Consider the following 16,176-nt stretch of genomic DNA (forward strand, 5'->3'; position numbering starts at 1 on the left):
CTGGCTTGCCCGCCATAAAGTCTGCTTTCAGCCGAGAATGCTGTTTATTTTCTGCCAGTCACAGCGTATTGTACGCGCGCCTGAAAACATGAGAGAAAGTATGAAAAAGTCTGCCAGCCCGTCGCTTTTCCACGCCCGAAACCGCCATCAGGGTGAATATGATTTTGCTGCCCTCACGGCGGCGCATCCACCGCTGGCAGCAAAGGTCCGGCCCAATGGTTATGGCGTCATGTCGGTTGATTTTGCCGATCCCGAGGCCGTGATGCTGCTTAACCAGGCGCTGCTTAAACTCTTCTACGGACTCGACTGGCAGCTGGCGCCGGGATCGCTGTGTCCGCCCGTGCCGGGGCGCGCCGACTACCTGCATTATCTGGCGGATCTCCTGGCGCTGGATAATCAGGGCAGGGTTCCCTCGGCCGACGTGCTGGATATTGGCTGCGGGGCAAACTGCATTTATCCCCTGATTGGAGCCGCAGAATACGGCTGGCGTTTCACCGGAACCGAAATCGACGACGCTGCCCTGAAAGCCGCAGGTAAAATTGTCGCCGCCAACGCCGGTATGTCGCGTCTGATCCGCTTACGTCGGCAAAAAAATCCTCAGGCGGTGCTGAACGGCGTTGTGAATAAAGGTGCGTTTTTCCATGCGGTCATCTGCAATCCGCCATTTCATGCGTCGGCTGCAGAGGCGGCGGCGGGTTCACAGCGTAAATCACGGAATCTGGGCTTACAGCAGTCGGCGCCGCTCAACTTTGGCGGTCAGCATAATGAGCTCTGGTGCGAAGGCGGTGAAAAAGCGTTTGTGGGGAAAATGATTGCGGAAAGCGCTGGCCTGGCAAGTCAGGTGGTGTGGTTTACCTCACTGGTATCGCGAAAAGAGCATTTGCCTGCGCTGGAAAAACAGTTACAGGCACTGGATACCGCGGTGGTCCGGGTCGTCAATATGGCGCAGGGGCAGAAGCAGAGCCGTTTTCTGGCGTGGAGCTTTATGTCCGCCGCCCAACGCGCACAGCGTCTGTCACGATGAGACAGCAGCCCGTTATGGGCTGCTGTGTTAATCACTCAGGAGACGTGCTGTAAAAATTCGCGCAGACGTTCACTTGGCGGATGGCTGATCAGCGTGTCAGGATCGCCGTCTTCGGCAATGCGACCTTTATCAATAAAGATCAGCCTCGATGCGACTTTCTGTGCAAAGCCGACTTCATGGGTGACGATGACCATCGTCATGCCTTCTTCAGCCAGATCCTGCATCACCTTCAAGACTTCATGACGGAGTTCCGGGTCCAGCGCAGAGGTCGGCTCATCGAAAAGCATCATCTTGGGCTTAACCGCCAGCGCGCGGGCAATCGCGACACGCTGCTGCTGGCCGCCGGACAGCTCAGAGGGAAAGTGACCGGCGCGTTCGGCCAGGCCCACTTTAGCCAGCAGGCTTTGCGCCAGTTGACGAGCCTCTTCTTTGCTGGCACCCCGTACCCGAATCGGACCAAAAGCCACGTTATCCAGGGCGCTCATCTGCGGGAAAAGGTGAAACTGCTGGAACACCATGCCCGCTTCCTGACGAATCAGGCGATCGTCGACTTTCGGATCGTTAACTTTCAATCCATCGACAATCAGCTCACCGCTGGTGATCTCTTCCAGCTTGTTAATACAGCGCAGCAGTGTGGATTTACCGGAGCCGGATGGGCCAATAATTACCACCACTTCTCCCTGCTTAATTTTCAGGTCGATATTGTGTAGCACCTGGGTTTTGCCAAAATGCTTTGAGACGTCTTTAAATTCAATCACAGGATTTTCACCCTTTTCTCAATGCGGCGCAGCACAAAGCTCAACACCAACGTAATCACAAGATAGATAATCGCTACCGCACTCCAGATTTCCAGCGCGCGAAAGTTACCGGCAATAATTTCCTGGCCCTGACGCGTCAGTTCGGCCACGCCAATCACGATAAACAGAGAGGTATCTTTGATACTGACGATCCACTGGTTACCAAGCGGAGGGAGCATACGGCGCAGCGCTAACGGCATAATCACATAGCGCAGGGTTTCACGGCTCGACAGGCCCAGCGCCAGGCCGGCTTCGCGAAAACCTTTATTAATTGACAGCACGGCGCCGCGCGTGATTTCCGCAATATAAGCGCCCGAGTTGATCATAATGGTCACCACGGCAGCGGTGAAAGGATCGATACGTAAATCCGGGAAAGCCATTGGCAGGGCGAAATAGATAAACATGACCTGCACAACGATAGGCGTGCCACGAATGATTTCAATAAAAACCAGGGCAATATGATTGCTTATCCAGCCGCCGTAAGCGCGCGCAAAACCCGCGACCAGCCCGATGATCAAACCGCCCACCAGGCCGATAATGGAAATAATTAAGGTCATTTTTGCGCCTTCGAGCAGCGCGGGCATGGCTGGCCAAATGACGCTCCAGTCAAACTCCATGGTGAAACTCCAGTTGTTGCGATGGAAAAAAGCAGGGAAATCTTCCCTGCTGAAAAAAGTAAAACCGTTTCAGTTATTATTTAGGATCGGTGCCGAACCATTTTTTGTAGAGCTGGTTATACGTACCGTTCTCTTTAAGCGTTTTCAGGGCGCCATTCACTTTTTCACGCAGGTCGTCACTGCCTTTCGGGAAGGCAATACCGTACTGTTGTGCTTCAATGGAATCACCGACTGCTTTAAAGCGGCCTTTGCCCGCAGTATTAATAAAGTAGAGGATGTTTGGCGTATCGTGCAGCACGGCGTCAGCACGGTTGGTGCCGAGTTCCATATAGGCGTTATCGATGTTAGGGAACTGACGCAGATCTTTGGTTTTAATGTGGCTCTTGGCGTAATCCACCGAGCCGGTTCCGCTCTTCACCGCGACCACTTTGCCGTTCAGGTCATTGATGCTTTTGATGTCGTTTTCGTTATTACGCACCATCACCAGCAGACCACTTTTGTAATAGCCATCAGAAAATTCGATCGCTTTTTTACGTTCATCCGTAATGGTGATACCGGCTAAGGCCAGGTCAACGTTGCGCGTTTGCAGTGCAGGGATGATGCCACTGAAATCCATTGGCTTCAGGGTGTAATCCAGTTTTAATTCTTTGACGATGGCGTCCCACAAATCCACATCAAACCCAACGTACTTATCACCCTGTTTAAATTCAAACGGGACAAAGGCGGTATCAGTGGCGACAATCAGTTTCTTTTCAGCTGCGGTAGCGGAGAGAGAGAAGGCCAGCGCCAGGGCGGCCACAGAGACGTTAAACAGCGATTTCATTATTTTTCCTTTTTACGACCGGGCTCAAAGCCAGGTTTGCGAGCTATCGTTTGCGGGCTATCATATGAAAAAATTATGCCAACTTTGCAAAAACCGCAGAATTCACCGCCTGAGACACAATCGCTGACACGATTCTGCACAGGTCAAACGGTGTGCACTGTTTTGGTGCTCTGTGTTGGTGCGGTGTGCTGCGGTGGTGCAGAGGTAGTGTGCATCAGACGGGAAAAACAGGAAGGGCAGGAAGTAAGAACTGTTAACAAAGTCATAAAATTATAATTACACAGACGTAAAAAAGGCGGGTTTCCCCGCCTGTTGACACCTCAGTGTCTGGCATTATTCGATATTGGATTCGATAAACCACAGGAATTTATCAAGGTCACGCGAGGCGGCAGTGAAAATATCTGCAGTATCTTCGTCTTTAACTTCCGAAATCGCTTTACGCGTATCGTTAGCGACAATGCCGTAACGATCGGCCAGCGCTTTCAGATGATCTTGTACGCTGTGAATATTTAACGGATAGCTTTTCAGCGGCGTTTTGTCGTTCACAACTTGGGTGGTACCCAGTGCCACACCGCCCAACTGCACAACACGTTCTGCGATAGTATCCTGGTGATCGGTAATCGCGGTGCGGAAGCCATCCAGCATCTCATGCACGCCGATGAAGTTTGCACCACGCATGTTCCAGTGGGCTTGCTTGGTGATCAACGACAGATCAATGAACTCCACTACCAGGCGGTTGAGCACCTCAATGGTGGCTCTCTTTTCGTCATCTGCCACATCATTACGGGTGTAAAGTAGATCAGAAGATTTTGTTTTAACCAGTTTAGCGGTACTCATTGTTTCAGTCCTCTCATTCAATGGTTGTCCTAATCAAGTACGAAACTAAGTATAGCAGCGATTCCGGGGTTTGCAGGATTGGCCTTATCAATGGCTGAAATAGCATCTGCCTTAGCTCTAACGACGTAAACACCGAAAGAGTTAATAATATGTTAAATTTAACAGCGCTTTAAAGGTAATAAAAATCAGTTGGTTAGGTGGGAGTTCTGGAAAGAGGTTTTGTGTGTTTCAAAATATTAATTTTCAATGACATTTCTAATGAAATAATTATCAAGATGATTTTTATTGTTATTTAGCCTGTTTTTCAACAGGCTAAAGCGGATTATTTTTTTGCGTTGTCGGTCAATTCAACTTCATTTAACTGACTCTTTCTTGGACGCATCGTCAGGGTGGCGCCTGCGGAAGCCAGAATGATGGCCAGCAACGCCAGACATTGCTTACCCGAAAGGCTTTCATGCAGATACATCATCCCCGACAGAGCTGCCACTGCAGGCTCAAGGCTCATCAATGTGCCAAAGATGCGCGCCGGCAAGCGCGTTAATGCCACCATTTCCAGCGAGTAGGGCAGTGCTGTAGAAAGAAACGCCACCAGAATCGCGACGGGAACCACGCTCCACTGCCAGATGCCACTGGCGGCAAACGTCAGACCCACGGGAACAAAAACCAGCGAGGCAATAAGCGATCCGATGGCCACGGTCGCAGCACCATGTTCTGCCCCTGCGCGCTGGCCCGATAAGATATATATCGCCCAACAGGCGCCGGCACCCAGCGCGAACAGCGCGCCGACCGGATCCACCGAGGCAATGCCGGTGCTAAACGGCAGCAGGAACCACAGCCCTGCCACGGCAAGCAGGACCCAGACAAAGTCCAGCGCGCGGCGCGAACCGAGCAGCGCCAGCGTCAGTGGACCGACAAACTCCAGGCCCACCGCAATGCCTAAGGGCACGGTACGGATGGAGAGGTAGAACAAGAAGTTCATCGCGCCCAGTGACAAACCATAAATCAGCAGTGGCGTACGTTGTTCCCGGCTAAAACGCAGTCGCCAGGGTTTGAAAATAATGCACAGGATCAGGGTGCCAAATCCCAGACGCAGCGCAGTAATGCCGGTTGCGCCCACGGTGGGAAACAGGGTTTTCGCCAGCGAGGCACCGCCCTGAAGTGACAACATTGAGACAAGCAGAACAATAACGGGAATAAAAACGGGTGTAATGGACTTTAATGAGGTGGCTGACATCCTGTAGGCACTTCCCAAACATGAGCTAAAGATGACCAGTGTAATGGAAGTGGCGGTCAAAAAGAGGACGTAAAGCGATTTTAATTTTGTCTGTTTGCCTGGATTTTAGGCACATTTGCGGCTGCAAAAGTAAATTAATGTCAGGATTTTTTAGGAATTAACTTAAAGCATGAAAATTTATTAAGCAGGTTTGTTGCAATCATATGACGTATTTTATAAGAAAAAAGAATGACATACGAAACTTCATTAACTTCCTGTTACACCAAACTATGTGTTAGACAACAAAATGCGGGCAGAGTTTCTCGCTAATTTTTGTTATATTTTTAGCGTTGTCAGGAGAGAAGTACTTTCACATTTGAGGTGGTTATGAAAAAAATTGCATGTCTTTCAGCATTAGCCTGTGTGTTAGCAGTAGCGACAGGTTCCGCCATGGCACAAAGCACTGTAACCGGTGGCTACGCACAGAGCGACTACCAGGGCGTTGCTAACAAAGCAAACGGCTTCAACCTGAAATATCGTTATGAAGACGGTTCTAACCCACTGGGTTGGATCGGCTCATTCACCTACACCGAGAAAGATCGTACCGAAGATGGCATTTACAATAAAGGCCAGTACTACGGCATCACCGGTGGTCCAGCATTCCGTCTGAATGACTGGGCAAGCATCTATGGTGTAGTCGGTGTTGGCTACGGTAAATACCAGCAGAACGACACTGCTTCACGCGGCAAAACTGATACCAGCGATTACGGTTTCTCTTACGGCGCAGGTATGCAGTTCAACCCAATGGAAAACGTTGCACTGGACGTGGGCTATGAGCAGAGCCGCATCCGTAGCGTTGACGTTGGCACCTGGATTGCTGGCGTAGGTTACAGCTTCTAAGTGATCTTAGTCGAGTTTAAAAAAACGGCCCTGTTAAGGGCCGTTTTTATTGGTGACAAAAAAACAGCCCGCCAGAGAGCGTCAGCCTGGCCTTCACGCCTTCCCAATATCGTCCATTACCCTGACTCCCTGCCGGATGCGGCGCCGCAGCCTGTCTCCCTCTGAGCTTACCGGCTTGCTCGTGCTGAAAACGACGGCTGTACAATGAAAAAAGCGATCCGCCAGGCGATGCCGGAGACAGCCACGTGGTCGTGGGTTGCAAAATAAACGTGGGATTGCCACAGACAGGGTGATGCAAAAGTGAGAAGCGCTGGAGGTGTGCAAACGGGCGACAGCAAAAGGCAAATCGTGCGCGAATGGCACAGCCAGACAGCGAAAAAAAAGGGCGAGCAGCCGGAAGATAGCACCTTCAGGCTCGCAGCCAGAAGGCGTTATCAACGATTAGCCGCGCCAGATCAGTTTCTGGCAGTGGCGTTCTTCAGGTTCGTGACCCAGGAGTTTGTTGATCAACATCAGGCGCAGCGTAAAAGGGGAACGCGTCAGCAGGCACCACCAGGATTTCATACCTGATGTAGATTTTTCTGCCTGAAAGCATTTGCCGCAGTCGATGCAGCTTTTCAGGGTGCTCATAACATCACCTCCCAATTAATTTAACGCAACGGTAAGCAGACTGGCCTAATCGTGCTTTAATGCACCACTCTGTTTACATTATCAACAAATATAGCATTGGCTATATCGTTTAGCCAAGGCTAACGACGAAAAATTTGAGCTTATTTGCGCCTGGTTTACAATGAGCGCAGCTAAATCCATACGGCAGGGCTGGTGTGGAAAAAAATAAAGAGGAAGCTGAATGAGTCGTCGTGCCAAAAGCGTGGTTTCTGCCCCGCAAGGACCACTAAAAGATATTGAAGAGCATGTCGAAGGGTTTCGGCAGGTGCGCGAGGCGCATCGCCGTGAGCTGATTGATGATTATGTTGAGCTAATCTCTGATTTAATTGGTGAATTTGGTGAAGCACGTCAGGTCGATATGGCGGCGCGCCTGGGGGTTTCGCAACCCACCGTCGCAAAAATGTTAAAGCGATTAGGTACCGCCGGGCTGGTAGAGCAGGTCCCTTATCGTGGTGTCTTTTTGACACGTGAAGGCGAAAAGCTGGCTGAAGAGAGCCGCGCCCGCCATCATATTGTTGAAACCTTTCTGTTAGCGCTTGGCATCAGTCCGGAGACGGCACGGCGCGATTCAGAAGGCATTGAACATCACGTGAGTGATGAAACCCTGGCTGTATTCCAGAAATTTTACGAAAACAATTAACCCTCAGGTAAGGCGCCGGACATCATGCCCATCGTGCTTCGCTCATTTTTGCATGACCATATATTGCACTTGTTAGTCGTTGTTGGGGTTGTTCTGCTGTTTCTTGCTGACTATCGCTGGCCGGATCTTCCCGCCGCGGTGGACTGGCATACCATCATTACCCTGAGTGGATTACTTATCCTCACAAAAGGGTTAGAAACCAGCGGGTATTTTGATGTTCTCGGGGCCAGGTTAATTGCGCGCTTCAAACACGAACGCACGCTGGCACTCTTTATGGTGCTGGCGGCGGCGCTGCTGTCGACCTTCTTAACCAACGATGTGGCGCTGTTTATTTTGGTGCCGCTGACGCTGACGTTACGCAAATTTTCGCATTTACCTATCTCGCGCCTGATTATCTTTGAAGCGCTGGCGGTCAATGCCGGTTCGCTACTCACCCCGGTGGGCAATCCACAAAATATTTTGCTGTGGAGCCACGGCTCTTTGAGCGTGGGCGGTTTTATCTTGCAAATGACGCCGCTGGCCGCCTGGCTGCTGCTGAGCCTGATGGTGGTGACCTGGTTCAGCTTTGCCAAACGCACGATTGACAAGCACGAGACCAGCGAAGAGCACAGCTGGCAGAAACCCCTTTTTGCCGTCAGTGTCGTGCTGTATCTGCTTTTTATTGCCGCGCTGGAATGGCATGTGACCGGTTGGGCCCTGTTGCTGATTATGGTGTGTTTCCTGATTATGGCGCGTCAGGTCTTGCTCAATATCGACTGGAGCCTGCTGGTGGTCTTCATCGTGATGTTCCTGGATGTCTTCTTGCTGACGCGTTTACCGGTCGTTCAGGCGCATTTCGATGCCATTACGCATCTGGGCAAAGGCGAGCTTTATCTGCTGGCCATCGGTCTGTCCCAGGTCATCAGTAATGTGCCGGCCACCATCCTGCTACTGCAAAAAGTGCAGCCGACAGAAGTGCTTGCCTGGGCGGTCAATATTGGTGGCTTTGGTTTGCTTCCCGGTTCGCTCGCTAACCTTATTGCGCTACGAATGGCCAAAGATCGCGCCATCTGGTGGCGTTTTCATCTCTTCTCCGTGCCCTTACTCGCCTGGTCAATGCTCACGGGTTGGCTGTTGCTGAAACTGGTCGCCTGACTCAGACACATCCTGCCGCGGTGCAGGATGTGCTGCCTTTCTCAAGTTACGTAAAGTTGTACTGGATTTTGTCAGTTTTCGATCTAATGTTTAGTGGACTTTCTACGCCCAGGACAGAGGGCCTTAGCCAGCGACGGACACTATGAGCGAGAACAACAACCGCGATTCACATCAGGAAGACGCAGAAAACGCGCCAGATAAAAACAGCCAGCCACATGACAATCAGGATCATGACGATGAAAAGCCGCGCAAACGCCCCGGCAAAAAACCGTTAATCATCCTGGCCGTTGTCGTGGTGGTCATGCTAATCGTGGCCTTTTTCTTCTGGTTTACGACCCGTAACGAAGAAACCACTGACGACGCCTTTACCGAAGGCAATGCGGTCACCATTGCCGCAAAAGCGTCCGGCTATGTTGTTAAACTGCTGGTTAACGATAACCAACGCGTCAGGAAGGGCGATCTGCTGGTTGAAATCGATCCGAGTGACAATGAGGCCCAGCGTGCTCAGGCTAAAGCCCAGTTGGGTCTGGCCACGGCACAGCTGCATCAGGCACAGGCGCAGTTAGCGCTCTCTCGTGTTCAGTATCCGGCCCAGCGCGATCAGGCGCTGGCCGACCAGGCGAAAGCCGAAGCCAACTACATGAACGCCCAGGCGGACTACCGGCGCCAGCGTGGCGTCGATCCGCGTGCCACCAGTCAGCGAAACATCGACTCGGCATCTGCACAGCTCCGTTCTGCGCAGGCACAGCTGCAAAGTGCCAAAGCCCAGGTGGAAGTGGCCTCGCAGGTTGCCCTGCAAATTCGTCAGCAGGAAACCAATGTTGAAGCGCGTCAGGAGCAGGTTGAGCAGGCCAAAGCGCAGCTCAACGTGGCTGAGCTGAATCTCTCTTACACTCAGGTTCGTGCGCCTTACGATGGCTTTGTCACGAAGCGCAATGTCCAGATGGGCACGCTGGTCCAGGCGGGAAGTGCTCTGTTCTCGCTGGTTTCTCCGGACATCTGGATCACCGCAAACTTTAAAGAGTCTCAGCTTGAGCGAATGAATCCCGGCGACAAAGTGGCAATCAGCGTAGACGCCTGGCCAGACATGAAGCTGGAAGGGCATGTCGACAGTATTCAGATGGGCACAGGATCGCGTTTCTCCACCTTCCCGTCTGAGAATGCCACGGGTAACTACGTGAAAATTGTCCAGCGTGTTCCGGTGAAAATCGTGATTGATAAAGGGCTGGATCCAAACCGACCGCTGCCACTGGGATTATCGGTTGAACCGAAGGTAACCGTGGAATGAGCGAATCGCAGAGCTGGAAACCCGCCAGTAACCCCTGGCTAGTGGCCATTACGGTCACGCTGGCGGTATTTATGGAAATCCTGGATACCACCATCGTTAACGTGGCCCTGCCGCACATCGCGGGTTCACTCTCTTCCAGTTACGATGAATCAACCTGGGTATTGACGTCGTATCTGGTAGCGAACGGTATCGTGTTGCCCATCTCTGCCTTTTTCAGCCGTCTGTTTGGCCGCAAACAGTTTTTTTTAATCTGCATTGTGATGTTTACCATCTGCTCCTTCCTGTGCGGTATTGCCACGGAACTCTGGCAAATTATTCTGTTTCGCGTCCTGCAGGGCTTTTTTGGCGGCGGGCTGCAGCCGGTACAACAGTCGGTGCTGCTCGACTATTTCAAACCCGAAGATCGGGGCAAAGCGTTTGGCCTTTCTTCCATCGCGATTATCGTTGCGCCGGTTATTGGCCCGACGCTGGGTGGCTGGATCACCGATAATTACAGCTGGCGCTGGGTATTCTTTATTAATATCCCGGTCGGCGTGCTGACCATCATGGCCATTTTACCCTTGCTGGAAGATCCGCCGTGGGAGCGTAAATGGGCCAAGGGCAAACTCAAGATCGACTATATCGGCATCAGCCTGATTACGCTCGGCCTGGGATGTTTGCAGGTCATGCTGGATCGTGGCGAGGATGAAGACTGGTTCGCCTCGCATTTTATCGTCCTGTTTGCCGTGCTGGCGCTGGTCGGGATCGTGGGGGCCATTTACTGGCTGATGTATGCCCGTAAACCGGTCGTTGACATTCTGGTCATGAAAGATCGCAATTTCTGGGTCGCCGGTTTATTAATGGCCGGCATGGCGATGATACTTTACGGCAGCTCGGTGGTTCTGCCCCAGCTGGCGCAGCAGGATCTCGGTTACACGGCGACCTGGTCGGGACTGGTGCTGTCTCCCGGCGCGGTGTTGATCGTCTTGACCATCCCGCTGGTCTTGAAACTGATGCCGGTGGTGCAGACCCGCTACATTATTGCCTTTGGTTTTAGCTGCCTGGCGCTGGCCTTCTTCTATTCGGCGTCCTTAACGCCTGATGTCGATTTCACTACGCTGGTCATGATGCGCAGTGCGCAGTCAATTGGCCTGGGCTTCCTGTTCGTGCCGCTGACTACCATTGCCTTTATTACGATTCCCCAGCGCCTGAATGCGGACGCCTCAGCCCTGTTCACCATGTTCCGTAACGTAGCGGGTTCGATTGGTATCTCGTTGTCCACCGCGGCGATTACTGAACGGGAGCAGGCGCGTTCGGCCCATATGGTGCACAACATGACGCCGCTGAACGAACAGTTCAACATCACCGTTCAGCACTGGGCACAGGCGATTCGCGACTTCACTTCTGCGGTGGGCGATCCCGTTACGTTGGCAACGGGTCAGCTCTACAAAGAGATGATTGTCCAGTCCCGCATTCTGGCTTATATCGACGTCTTTTCAGGCTTGAGTATCGTTGCCCTGATTTTGATTCCATTTTGTTGGCTGCTGTCGCCTGTCAAGAGCGAAGGCAGTGCAGGAGCACACTGACATGAAAGTTATGACTACGCATCGCCTGAATCCACTCAACCTGATGCTGTTGTTCGCCCTGACGGGCTGCAGCGTTGGCCCGGACTACCAGGCGCCAAAGCCCCAGCTCCCGGGCAGCTATCACGCGCTGGATTCACAGGAAACCTCAAGGCCGCAAACGTCAGCGGTGGATTCGCGCTGGTGGCGCAATTTCGGGGATCCTCAGCTCGATAGCCTGATTGCGCGCGCCATCGAAGGTAACCTCTCATTACAACAGGCAGTATTGCGCATTGCCGGGGCGCGCGAGCAGTTATCTCAGGCGCAGGGCGGGTTGTTTCCCAGCCTTAACGGTTCAGCCAAAGTCACCCGTCAGCAGCTTGGCCTGGAAGGGCTACTGAAAGCCAACGGTGCCGACCAGCTCGACAGTAATGTCGCCAGCCAGCTGAACGGCCTGACACAGCCCGTCACGCTGTATCAGGGCAGTTTCGATGCCAGTTGGGAACTGGATCTGTGGGGCAAGGTGCGCCGCCAGATCGAGTCAGCGAATGCCCAACAGCAGGCGGCGATTGAGCAGCGCAACGACGCGCTGGTGTCGCTTGAGGCCGAAGTGGTGCGCGCGTGGTTACAGCTGCGTGGCGCGCAGGCAACGGTAAAAACGTTACAACAACAGATTGCGGTGGCGGATCAGACCTGGCAACTGACGGAAAGCCAACAGCGCAACGGCTTAGCGCCAGTCACGAATGTCGAAAATGCCCGCGCGCAGTTAAGCAGTCTGCAGGCGCAGTTGCCGCAGTATCAGGCACAAACGCGCCAGGCGATGAACGGGCTGGCCGTGCTGTTGGGCAAAACGCCGGGCGCGCTGGATGCCGAGTTAAGCGAGCCGAAAGCGCTGCCTGCACTGCCTGCGTTTGTTTCTGTGGGCATTCCTTCCACACTGGCGCGACGTCGTCCGGATATTCGTCAGGCAGAAGCCACACTGCATGCACAGACCGCCGAGATTGGCGTGTCTGTTGCGCAGCTGTTCCCCAGCCTGTCGCTGACCGGTCAGTTGGGCGTGCGTAACACTGACGTCAGCTATCTTGATAACTGGAGCAGTCATTTCTACAGCGTGGGACCGTCGTTATCTATTCCCATCTTCCAGGGAGGAAGGCTGGTTTCCAGCGTCAGGCTGGCGCGGGCGCAACAGGCCAGCGCGGCACTTAACTATCGTCAGACGGTGCTGACTGCCCTGCAGGATGTGGAAAATGCCCTGGTCAGTTACCGTGCCGATCAGCAACGGGTAACGGCACTGGATGAAACGACTGGCGCGCTGCAGCGTACCTTCGATCTGGCCAGTGACAGTTATCGTCAGGGATTATCCACTTTCCTTGAGGTGCTGGATGCACAGCGCCAGCTGGCGCAGGCCCGGGAACAGGCGACCCAGGCGCGCATGCAAAGCGGGCTGGATCTCGTCGCCCTGTATAAAGCCTTAGGGGGCGGCTGGGAGACCTACCAGAACGTGCAGTTGCCGCAGTACGATGTATTTGGTCCCGCCACGCAGGTGAACTAAGCGTTCAGGCCGTGCCCCCTGTTAAAAGGGCGCGGCCTGACAATCCGCTCTACTGATACCCATGATTTATTATTTATGCTTTTTATCGTCAAATAAAAATCATCAAACGCCTCATGTTACTCTGTCGAACTCGCCGCCCAACGACGCTCCGCTATTTATCTTTTACGCCCGACGTTAAGAGAAGGAATCACGTCCTCGCCGAAGTAGCACTCACCGGGTCTGTAAACGCGCGCGTATTTTTTTACGTCAGAGAAACGCAGGAACGCGCGATACAAACGCCGGAATGATAAAAAAGCATCCCGATATTGTCCCGGGTAACCGGATAAATTTGCCGTTATATGCAGGTTAATTTTGTGAGCGGCAGAGCGGCCGTGGTGAGAAAAACAGACGGGAAGGCAGCGAATTTAATGCAAATTCTTTAAAGACGATAAAATAATCGACCGGAACGTTATAAAGTTTTGGGGTGGATTCATGCAGCGTGCGTAATCAATGAAATCGTTTACATTGTGCAAGGATAGCAGGCGTTTAGTGTTAATTCGTGGTTAATAATCTCTCCACATAAGGATTCTGAATACTTCACGGCCATTTAAAAAAACACTCGGAATTATCTGTAGTAATAAATTAATTTATTTTTTTATTTGAATTAGGTAGTCTTATCGCTACAGTTTAATTAAACCCCCTTAATCAAGGATATTGTGATGAGTGACGCATTTAAAGTTCTAAACAACATTCGCACATTACGTGCCCAGGCTCGTGAACTGCCACTGAGCGATCTGGAAGAGATTCTTGAGAAATTGACCGTCGTTGTGACTGAACGCCGTGAAGAAGCTCACGCTGAAGAGCAGCAGAATCGTGAAAAAGAAGAGAAGTTATCTAAATATCGCGAAATGTTGCTGGCTGACGGCATCGATCCTAATGAATTATTAGGTGCCCTGGAGCAGGGTAAAAAACGCACTAAGCGTGCGCCACGTCCGGCTAAATATTCTTACACCGACGAAAACGGCGAGAAAAAATCATGGACCGGCCAGGGCCGCACCCCAGCAGCTATTAAAAAAGCGCTGGATGAAGGTAAAAGCCTGGACAGTTTCCTGATCGATTAATCGACACAATCCTTGTAAGCGGTAGCCGGGTGCATTTATGTTCCCGGCTTTTTTTATTTAAAAAACCCTGCGTGCCGTTTCCCTGTTTACGATCTCCACCCGTTAATTAAATCCCGTCGTGCCTGACGGAAACGTCTGTGGCATGCGTGGCAACCCGATGCGACCTGCGCGCCAGCTGCAGGAAACCGTGCAGGACGATAATTAAAAGTTGCGCGTTTTCAAGGGACACTCAGGCAATCCTTGCCGGAGACTGGCGTGCGCTACGTCACATCTGGCATAATAGCCGCCGTTTTTCCATCCACTCTCTTCACTAAGGTCAACGCCGTGTTAGTTAGCAGCAATATCACCATGCAGTTTGGCAGCAAGCCACTGTTCGAAAATATCTCCGTAAAATTTGGCGGCGGTAATCGTTACGGTTTAATCGGTGCGAACGGCAGCGGAAAATCCACCTTCATGAAGATTTTGGGTGGCGATTTGGTGCCATCAGGCGGCAATGTCTCTTATGATCCTAATGAACGTATTGGTAAATTACGTCAGGATCAGTTCGCCTTCGAAGAATATAGCGTGTTAGATACGGTCATCATGGGGCACCATGAATTATGGGAAGTGAAGCAGGAACGTGACCGTATTTATTCCTTACCTGAAATGACAGAAGAGGAAGGCTACAAAGTGGCCGACCTTGAAGTGCTGTATGGTGAAATGGATGGCTACAGCGCTGAACCGCGCGCCGGTGAATTATTACTGGGCGTCGGTATTCCGGTAGAGCAGCATTATGGCCCAATGAGCGAAATTGCCCCGGGTTTTAAATTACGTGTTCTCCTGGCTCAGGCATTGTTTTCCAACCCGGATATTTTGCTGCTGGACGAACCGACTAACAACCTGGATATCGATACTATTCGCTGGCTGGAGCAGGTCCTCAACGAACGCGACAGCACCATGATTATCATTTCGCACGACCGTCACTTCCTCAATATGGTCTGTACCCACATGGCTGATTTGGACTACGGCGAACTGCGTGTTTATTCTGGTAATTATGATGAATATATGACCGCTGCCACCCAGGCGCGTGAGCGACTGTTATCCGATAACGCCAAGAAAAAAGCACAAATTGCCGATCTGCAATCCTTTGTCAGCCGTTTTAGTGCTAATGCCTCTAAATCACGTCAGGCGACATCGCGTGCGAAACAGATGGACAAAATAAAGCTGGAAGAGGTAAAAGCCTCCAGTCGTCAGAACCCGTATATTCGATTCGAACAGGATAAGAAACTGTTCCGTAATGCGCTGGAAGTCGAAGCGTTGACGAAAGGGTTTGATAACGGTCCGCTGTTTAAAAATTTAAATCTGTTGCTGGAAGTGGGCGAAAAGCTGGCGATCCTCGGCGCTAACGGTATTGGTAAATCCACACTGTTAAAAACGCTGGTCGGTGAACTGACGCCGGAAAGCGGCAGCGTTAAATGGTCTGAAAACGCGAAGATTGGTTATTATGCCCAGGATCATGCAGACGATTTTGCTAACGACCTGACGGTATTTGACTGGATGAGCCAGTGGAAACAGCAGGGCGATGATGAACAGGCCGTGCGTGGGATTCTTGGCCGCCTCCTGTTTTCACAGGACGATATTAAAAAACCGGCTAAGGTGCTGTCCGGTGGGGAAAAAGGTCGGATGCTGTTTGGCAAGCTGATGATGGAAAAGCCCAACATCCTGATTATGGATGAGCCGACAAACCACCTTGATATGGAATCCATTGAGTCATTAAACATGGCGCTGGAAATGTATGAAGGTACGCTGATTTTTGTATCTCATGACCGTGAGTTCGTCAGTTCACTGGCGACGCGAGTGATGGAAATCAAAGCCGATCGCATTGTGGACTTCACCGGTAATTACGAAGATTACCTGCGCAGCCAGGGCATCGTCTAACAAGAACGGGGTAGCGATGGCTACCCCGTTATCGTTTGGGTCTGTGCGTCAGGGTGGATTGCCTGCGACGATCCGGCTTAAAGTCCTTTCTTTACCTGACCTGCAGCCCCCTCCGCTTTACGCA

Annotated in this window: 15 protein-coding genes; 9 read left to right on the forward strand and 6 right to left on the reverse strand. The window is 51.9% G+C overall.

What is annotated here, in order from left to right; translation table 11 throughout:
• Window positions 1–100 precede the first annotated feature (100 nt).
• Window positions 101–1,024 carry a 23S rRNA (adenine(1618)-N(6))-methyltransferase RlmF gene (gene rlmF / locus DFO57_RS01205; protein WP_028714970.1) on the forward strand — a complete coding sequence of 308 codons (924 nt, stop codon included), beginning with the start codon at window positions 101–103 and terminating at the stop codon, window positions 1,022–1,024.
• A 35-nt stretch (window positions 1,025–1,059) separates the two neighbouring features.
• On the opposite strand, the gene glnQ is transcribed toward rlmF, so the two are convergent.
• The 5 genes from glnQ to rhtA form a co-directional block, all read right to left on the reverse strand.
• Window positions 1,060–1,782, reverse strand: a complete 723-nt coding sequence (glnQ, locus tag DFO57_RS01210) for a glutamine ABC transporter ATP-binding protein GlnQ (RefSeq protein ID WP_014606242.1) — start codon at window positions 1,780–1,782, stop codon at window positions 1,060–1,062.
• Window positions 1,779–2,438, reverse strand: coding sequence for a glutamine ABC transporter permease GlnP (gene glnP, locus DFO57_RS01215; protein ID WP_014593272.1), 660 nt, complete (start codon window positions 2,436–2,438; stop codon window positions 1,779–1,781). Before glnP ends, glnQ begins: the two co-directional genes overlap by 4 nt.
• Before the next feature lie 76 nt (window positions 2,439–2,514).
• On the reverse strand, window positions 2,515–3,261 hold the full coding sequence (gene glnH, locus DFO57_RS01220; RefSeq protein ID WP_110014991.1) for a glutamine ABC transporter substrate-binding protein GlnH: 747 nt from the start codon (window positions 3,259–3,261) through the stop codon (window positions 2,515–2,517).
• Between the two features lie 333 nt (window positions 3,262–3,594).
• A complete protein-coding gene (dps, locus tag DFO57_RS01225) occupies window positions 3,595–4,098 on the reverse strand; it encodes a DNA starvation/stationary phase protection protein Dps (protein WP_014593274.1) in 504 nt (167 codons plus the stop codon).
• 322 nt (window positions 4,099–4,420) lie between these two features.
• The gene (gene rhtA / locus DFO57_RS01230; RefSeq protein ID WP_014606240.1) at window positions 4,421–5,332 is read right to left on the reverse strand and encodes a threonine/homoserine exporter RhtA; all 912 of its coding nucleotides are present in this window, start codon (window positions 5,330–5,332) and stop codon (window positions 4,421–4,423) included.
• Between the two features lie 366 nt (window positions 5,333–5,698).
• Between rhtA and ompX the strand changes: the two genes are divergently transcribed.
• The gene (ompX, locus tag DFO57_RS01235) at window positions 5,699–6,211 is read left to right on the forward strand and encodes an outer membrane protein OmpX (RefSeq protein WP_014606239.1); all 513 of its coding nucleotides are present in this window, start codon (window positions 5,699–5,701) and stop codon (window positions 6,209–6,211) included.
• Window positions 6,212–6,652: 441 nt separating this feature from the next.
• On the opposite strand, the gene DFO57_RS01240 is transcribed toward ompX, so the two are convergent.
• Window positions 6,653–6,841, reverse strand: coding sequence for a hypothetical protein (locus DFO57_RS01240; RefSeq protein WP_014606238.1), 189 nt, complete (start codon window positions 6,839–6,841; stop codon window positions 6,653–6,655).
• Window positions 6,842–7,061: 220 nt separating this feature from the next.
• Between DFO57_RS01240 and mntR the strand changes: the two genes are divergently transcribed.
• The 7 genes from mntR (at window position 7,062) to DFO57_RS01275 (ending at window position 16,052) form a co-directional block, all read left to right on the forward strand.
• Complete coding sequence (gene mntR, locus DFO57_RS01245; RefSeq protein ID WP_013025174.1) at window positions 7,062–7,520, forward strand: manganese-binding transcriptional regulator MntR; 459 nt, start codon at window positions 7,062–7,064, stop codon at window positions 7,518–7,520.
• A gap of 24 nt (window positions 7,521–7,544) precedes the next feature.
• A complete protein-coding gene (locus DFO57_RS01250; RefSeq protein ID WP_014593277.1) occupies window positions 7,545–8,654 on the forward strand; it encodes an SLC13 family permease in 1,110 nt (369 codons plus the stop codon).
• A gap of 142 nt (window positions 8,655–8,796) precedes the next feature.
• On the forward strand, window positions 8,797–9,942 hold the full coding sequence (locus DFO57_RS01255) for an HlyD family secretion protein (RefSeq protein ID WP_015700686.1): 1,146 nt from the start codon (window positions 8,797–8,799) through the stop codon (window positions 9,940–9,942).
• Window positions 9,939–11,507 carry a DHA2 family efflux MFS transporter permease subunit gene (locus DFO57_RS01260; protein WP_013025177.1) on the forward strand — a complete coding sequence of 523 codons (1,569 nt, stop codon included), beginning with the start codon at window positions 9,939–9,941 and terminating at the stop codon, window positions 11,505–11,507. Before DFO57_RS01255 ends, DFO57_RS01260 begins: the two co-directional genes overlap by 4 nt.
• 1 nt (window position 11,508) lies before the next feature.
• The gene (locus DFO57_RS01265) at window positions 11,509–13,035 is read left to right on the forward strand and encodes an efflux transporter outer membrane subunit (RefSeq protein WP_014593279.1); all 1,527 of its coding nucleotides are present in this window, start codon (window positions 11,509–11,511) and stop codon (window positions 13,033–13,035) included.
• A 698-nt stretch (window positions 13,036–13,733) separates the two neighbouring features.
• A complete protein-coding gene (locus DFO57_RS01270; protein WP_014606234.1) occupies window positions 13,734–14,135 on the forward strand; it encodes an H-NS family nucleoid-associated regulatory protein in 402 nt (133 codons plus the stop codon).
• Between the two features lie 324 nt (window positions 14,136–14,459).
• The gene (locus DFO57_RS01275; RefSeq protein WP_014606233.1) at window positions 14,460–16,052 is read left to right on the forward strand and encodes an ABC-F family ATPase; all 1,593 of its coding nucleotides are present in this window, start codon (window positions 14,460–14,462) and stop codon (window positions 16,050–16,052) included.
• The last annotated feature ends 124 nt before the right edge of the window (window positions 16,053–16,176 follow it).

The sequence above is a fragment of the Pantoea sp. AG702 genome (assembly GCF_003182295.1).
Lineage (GTDB): Bacteria > Pseudomonadota > Gammaproteobacteria > Enterobacterales > Enterobacteriaceae > Pantoea > Pantoea ananatis.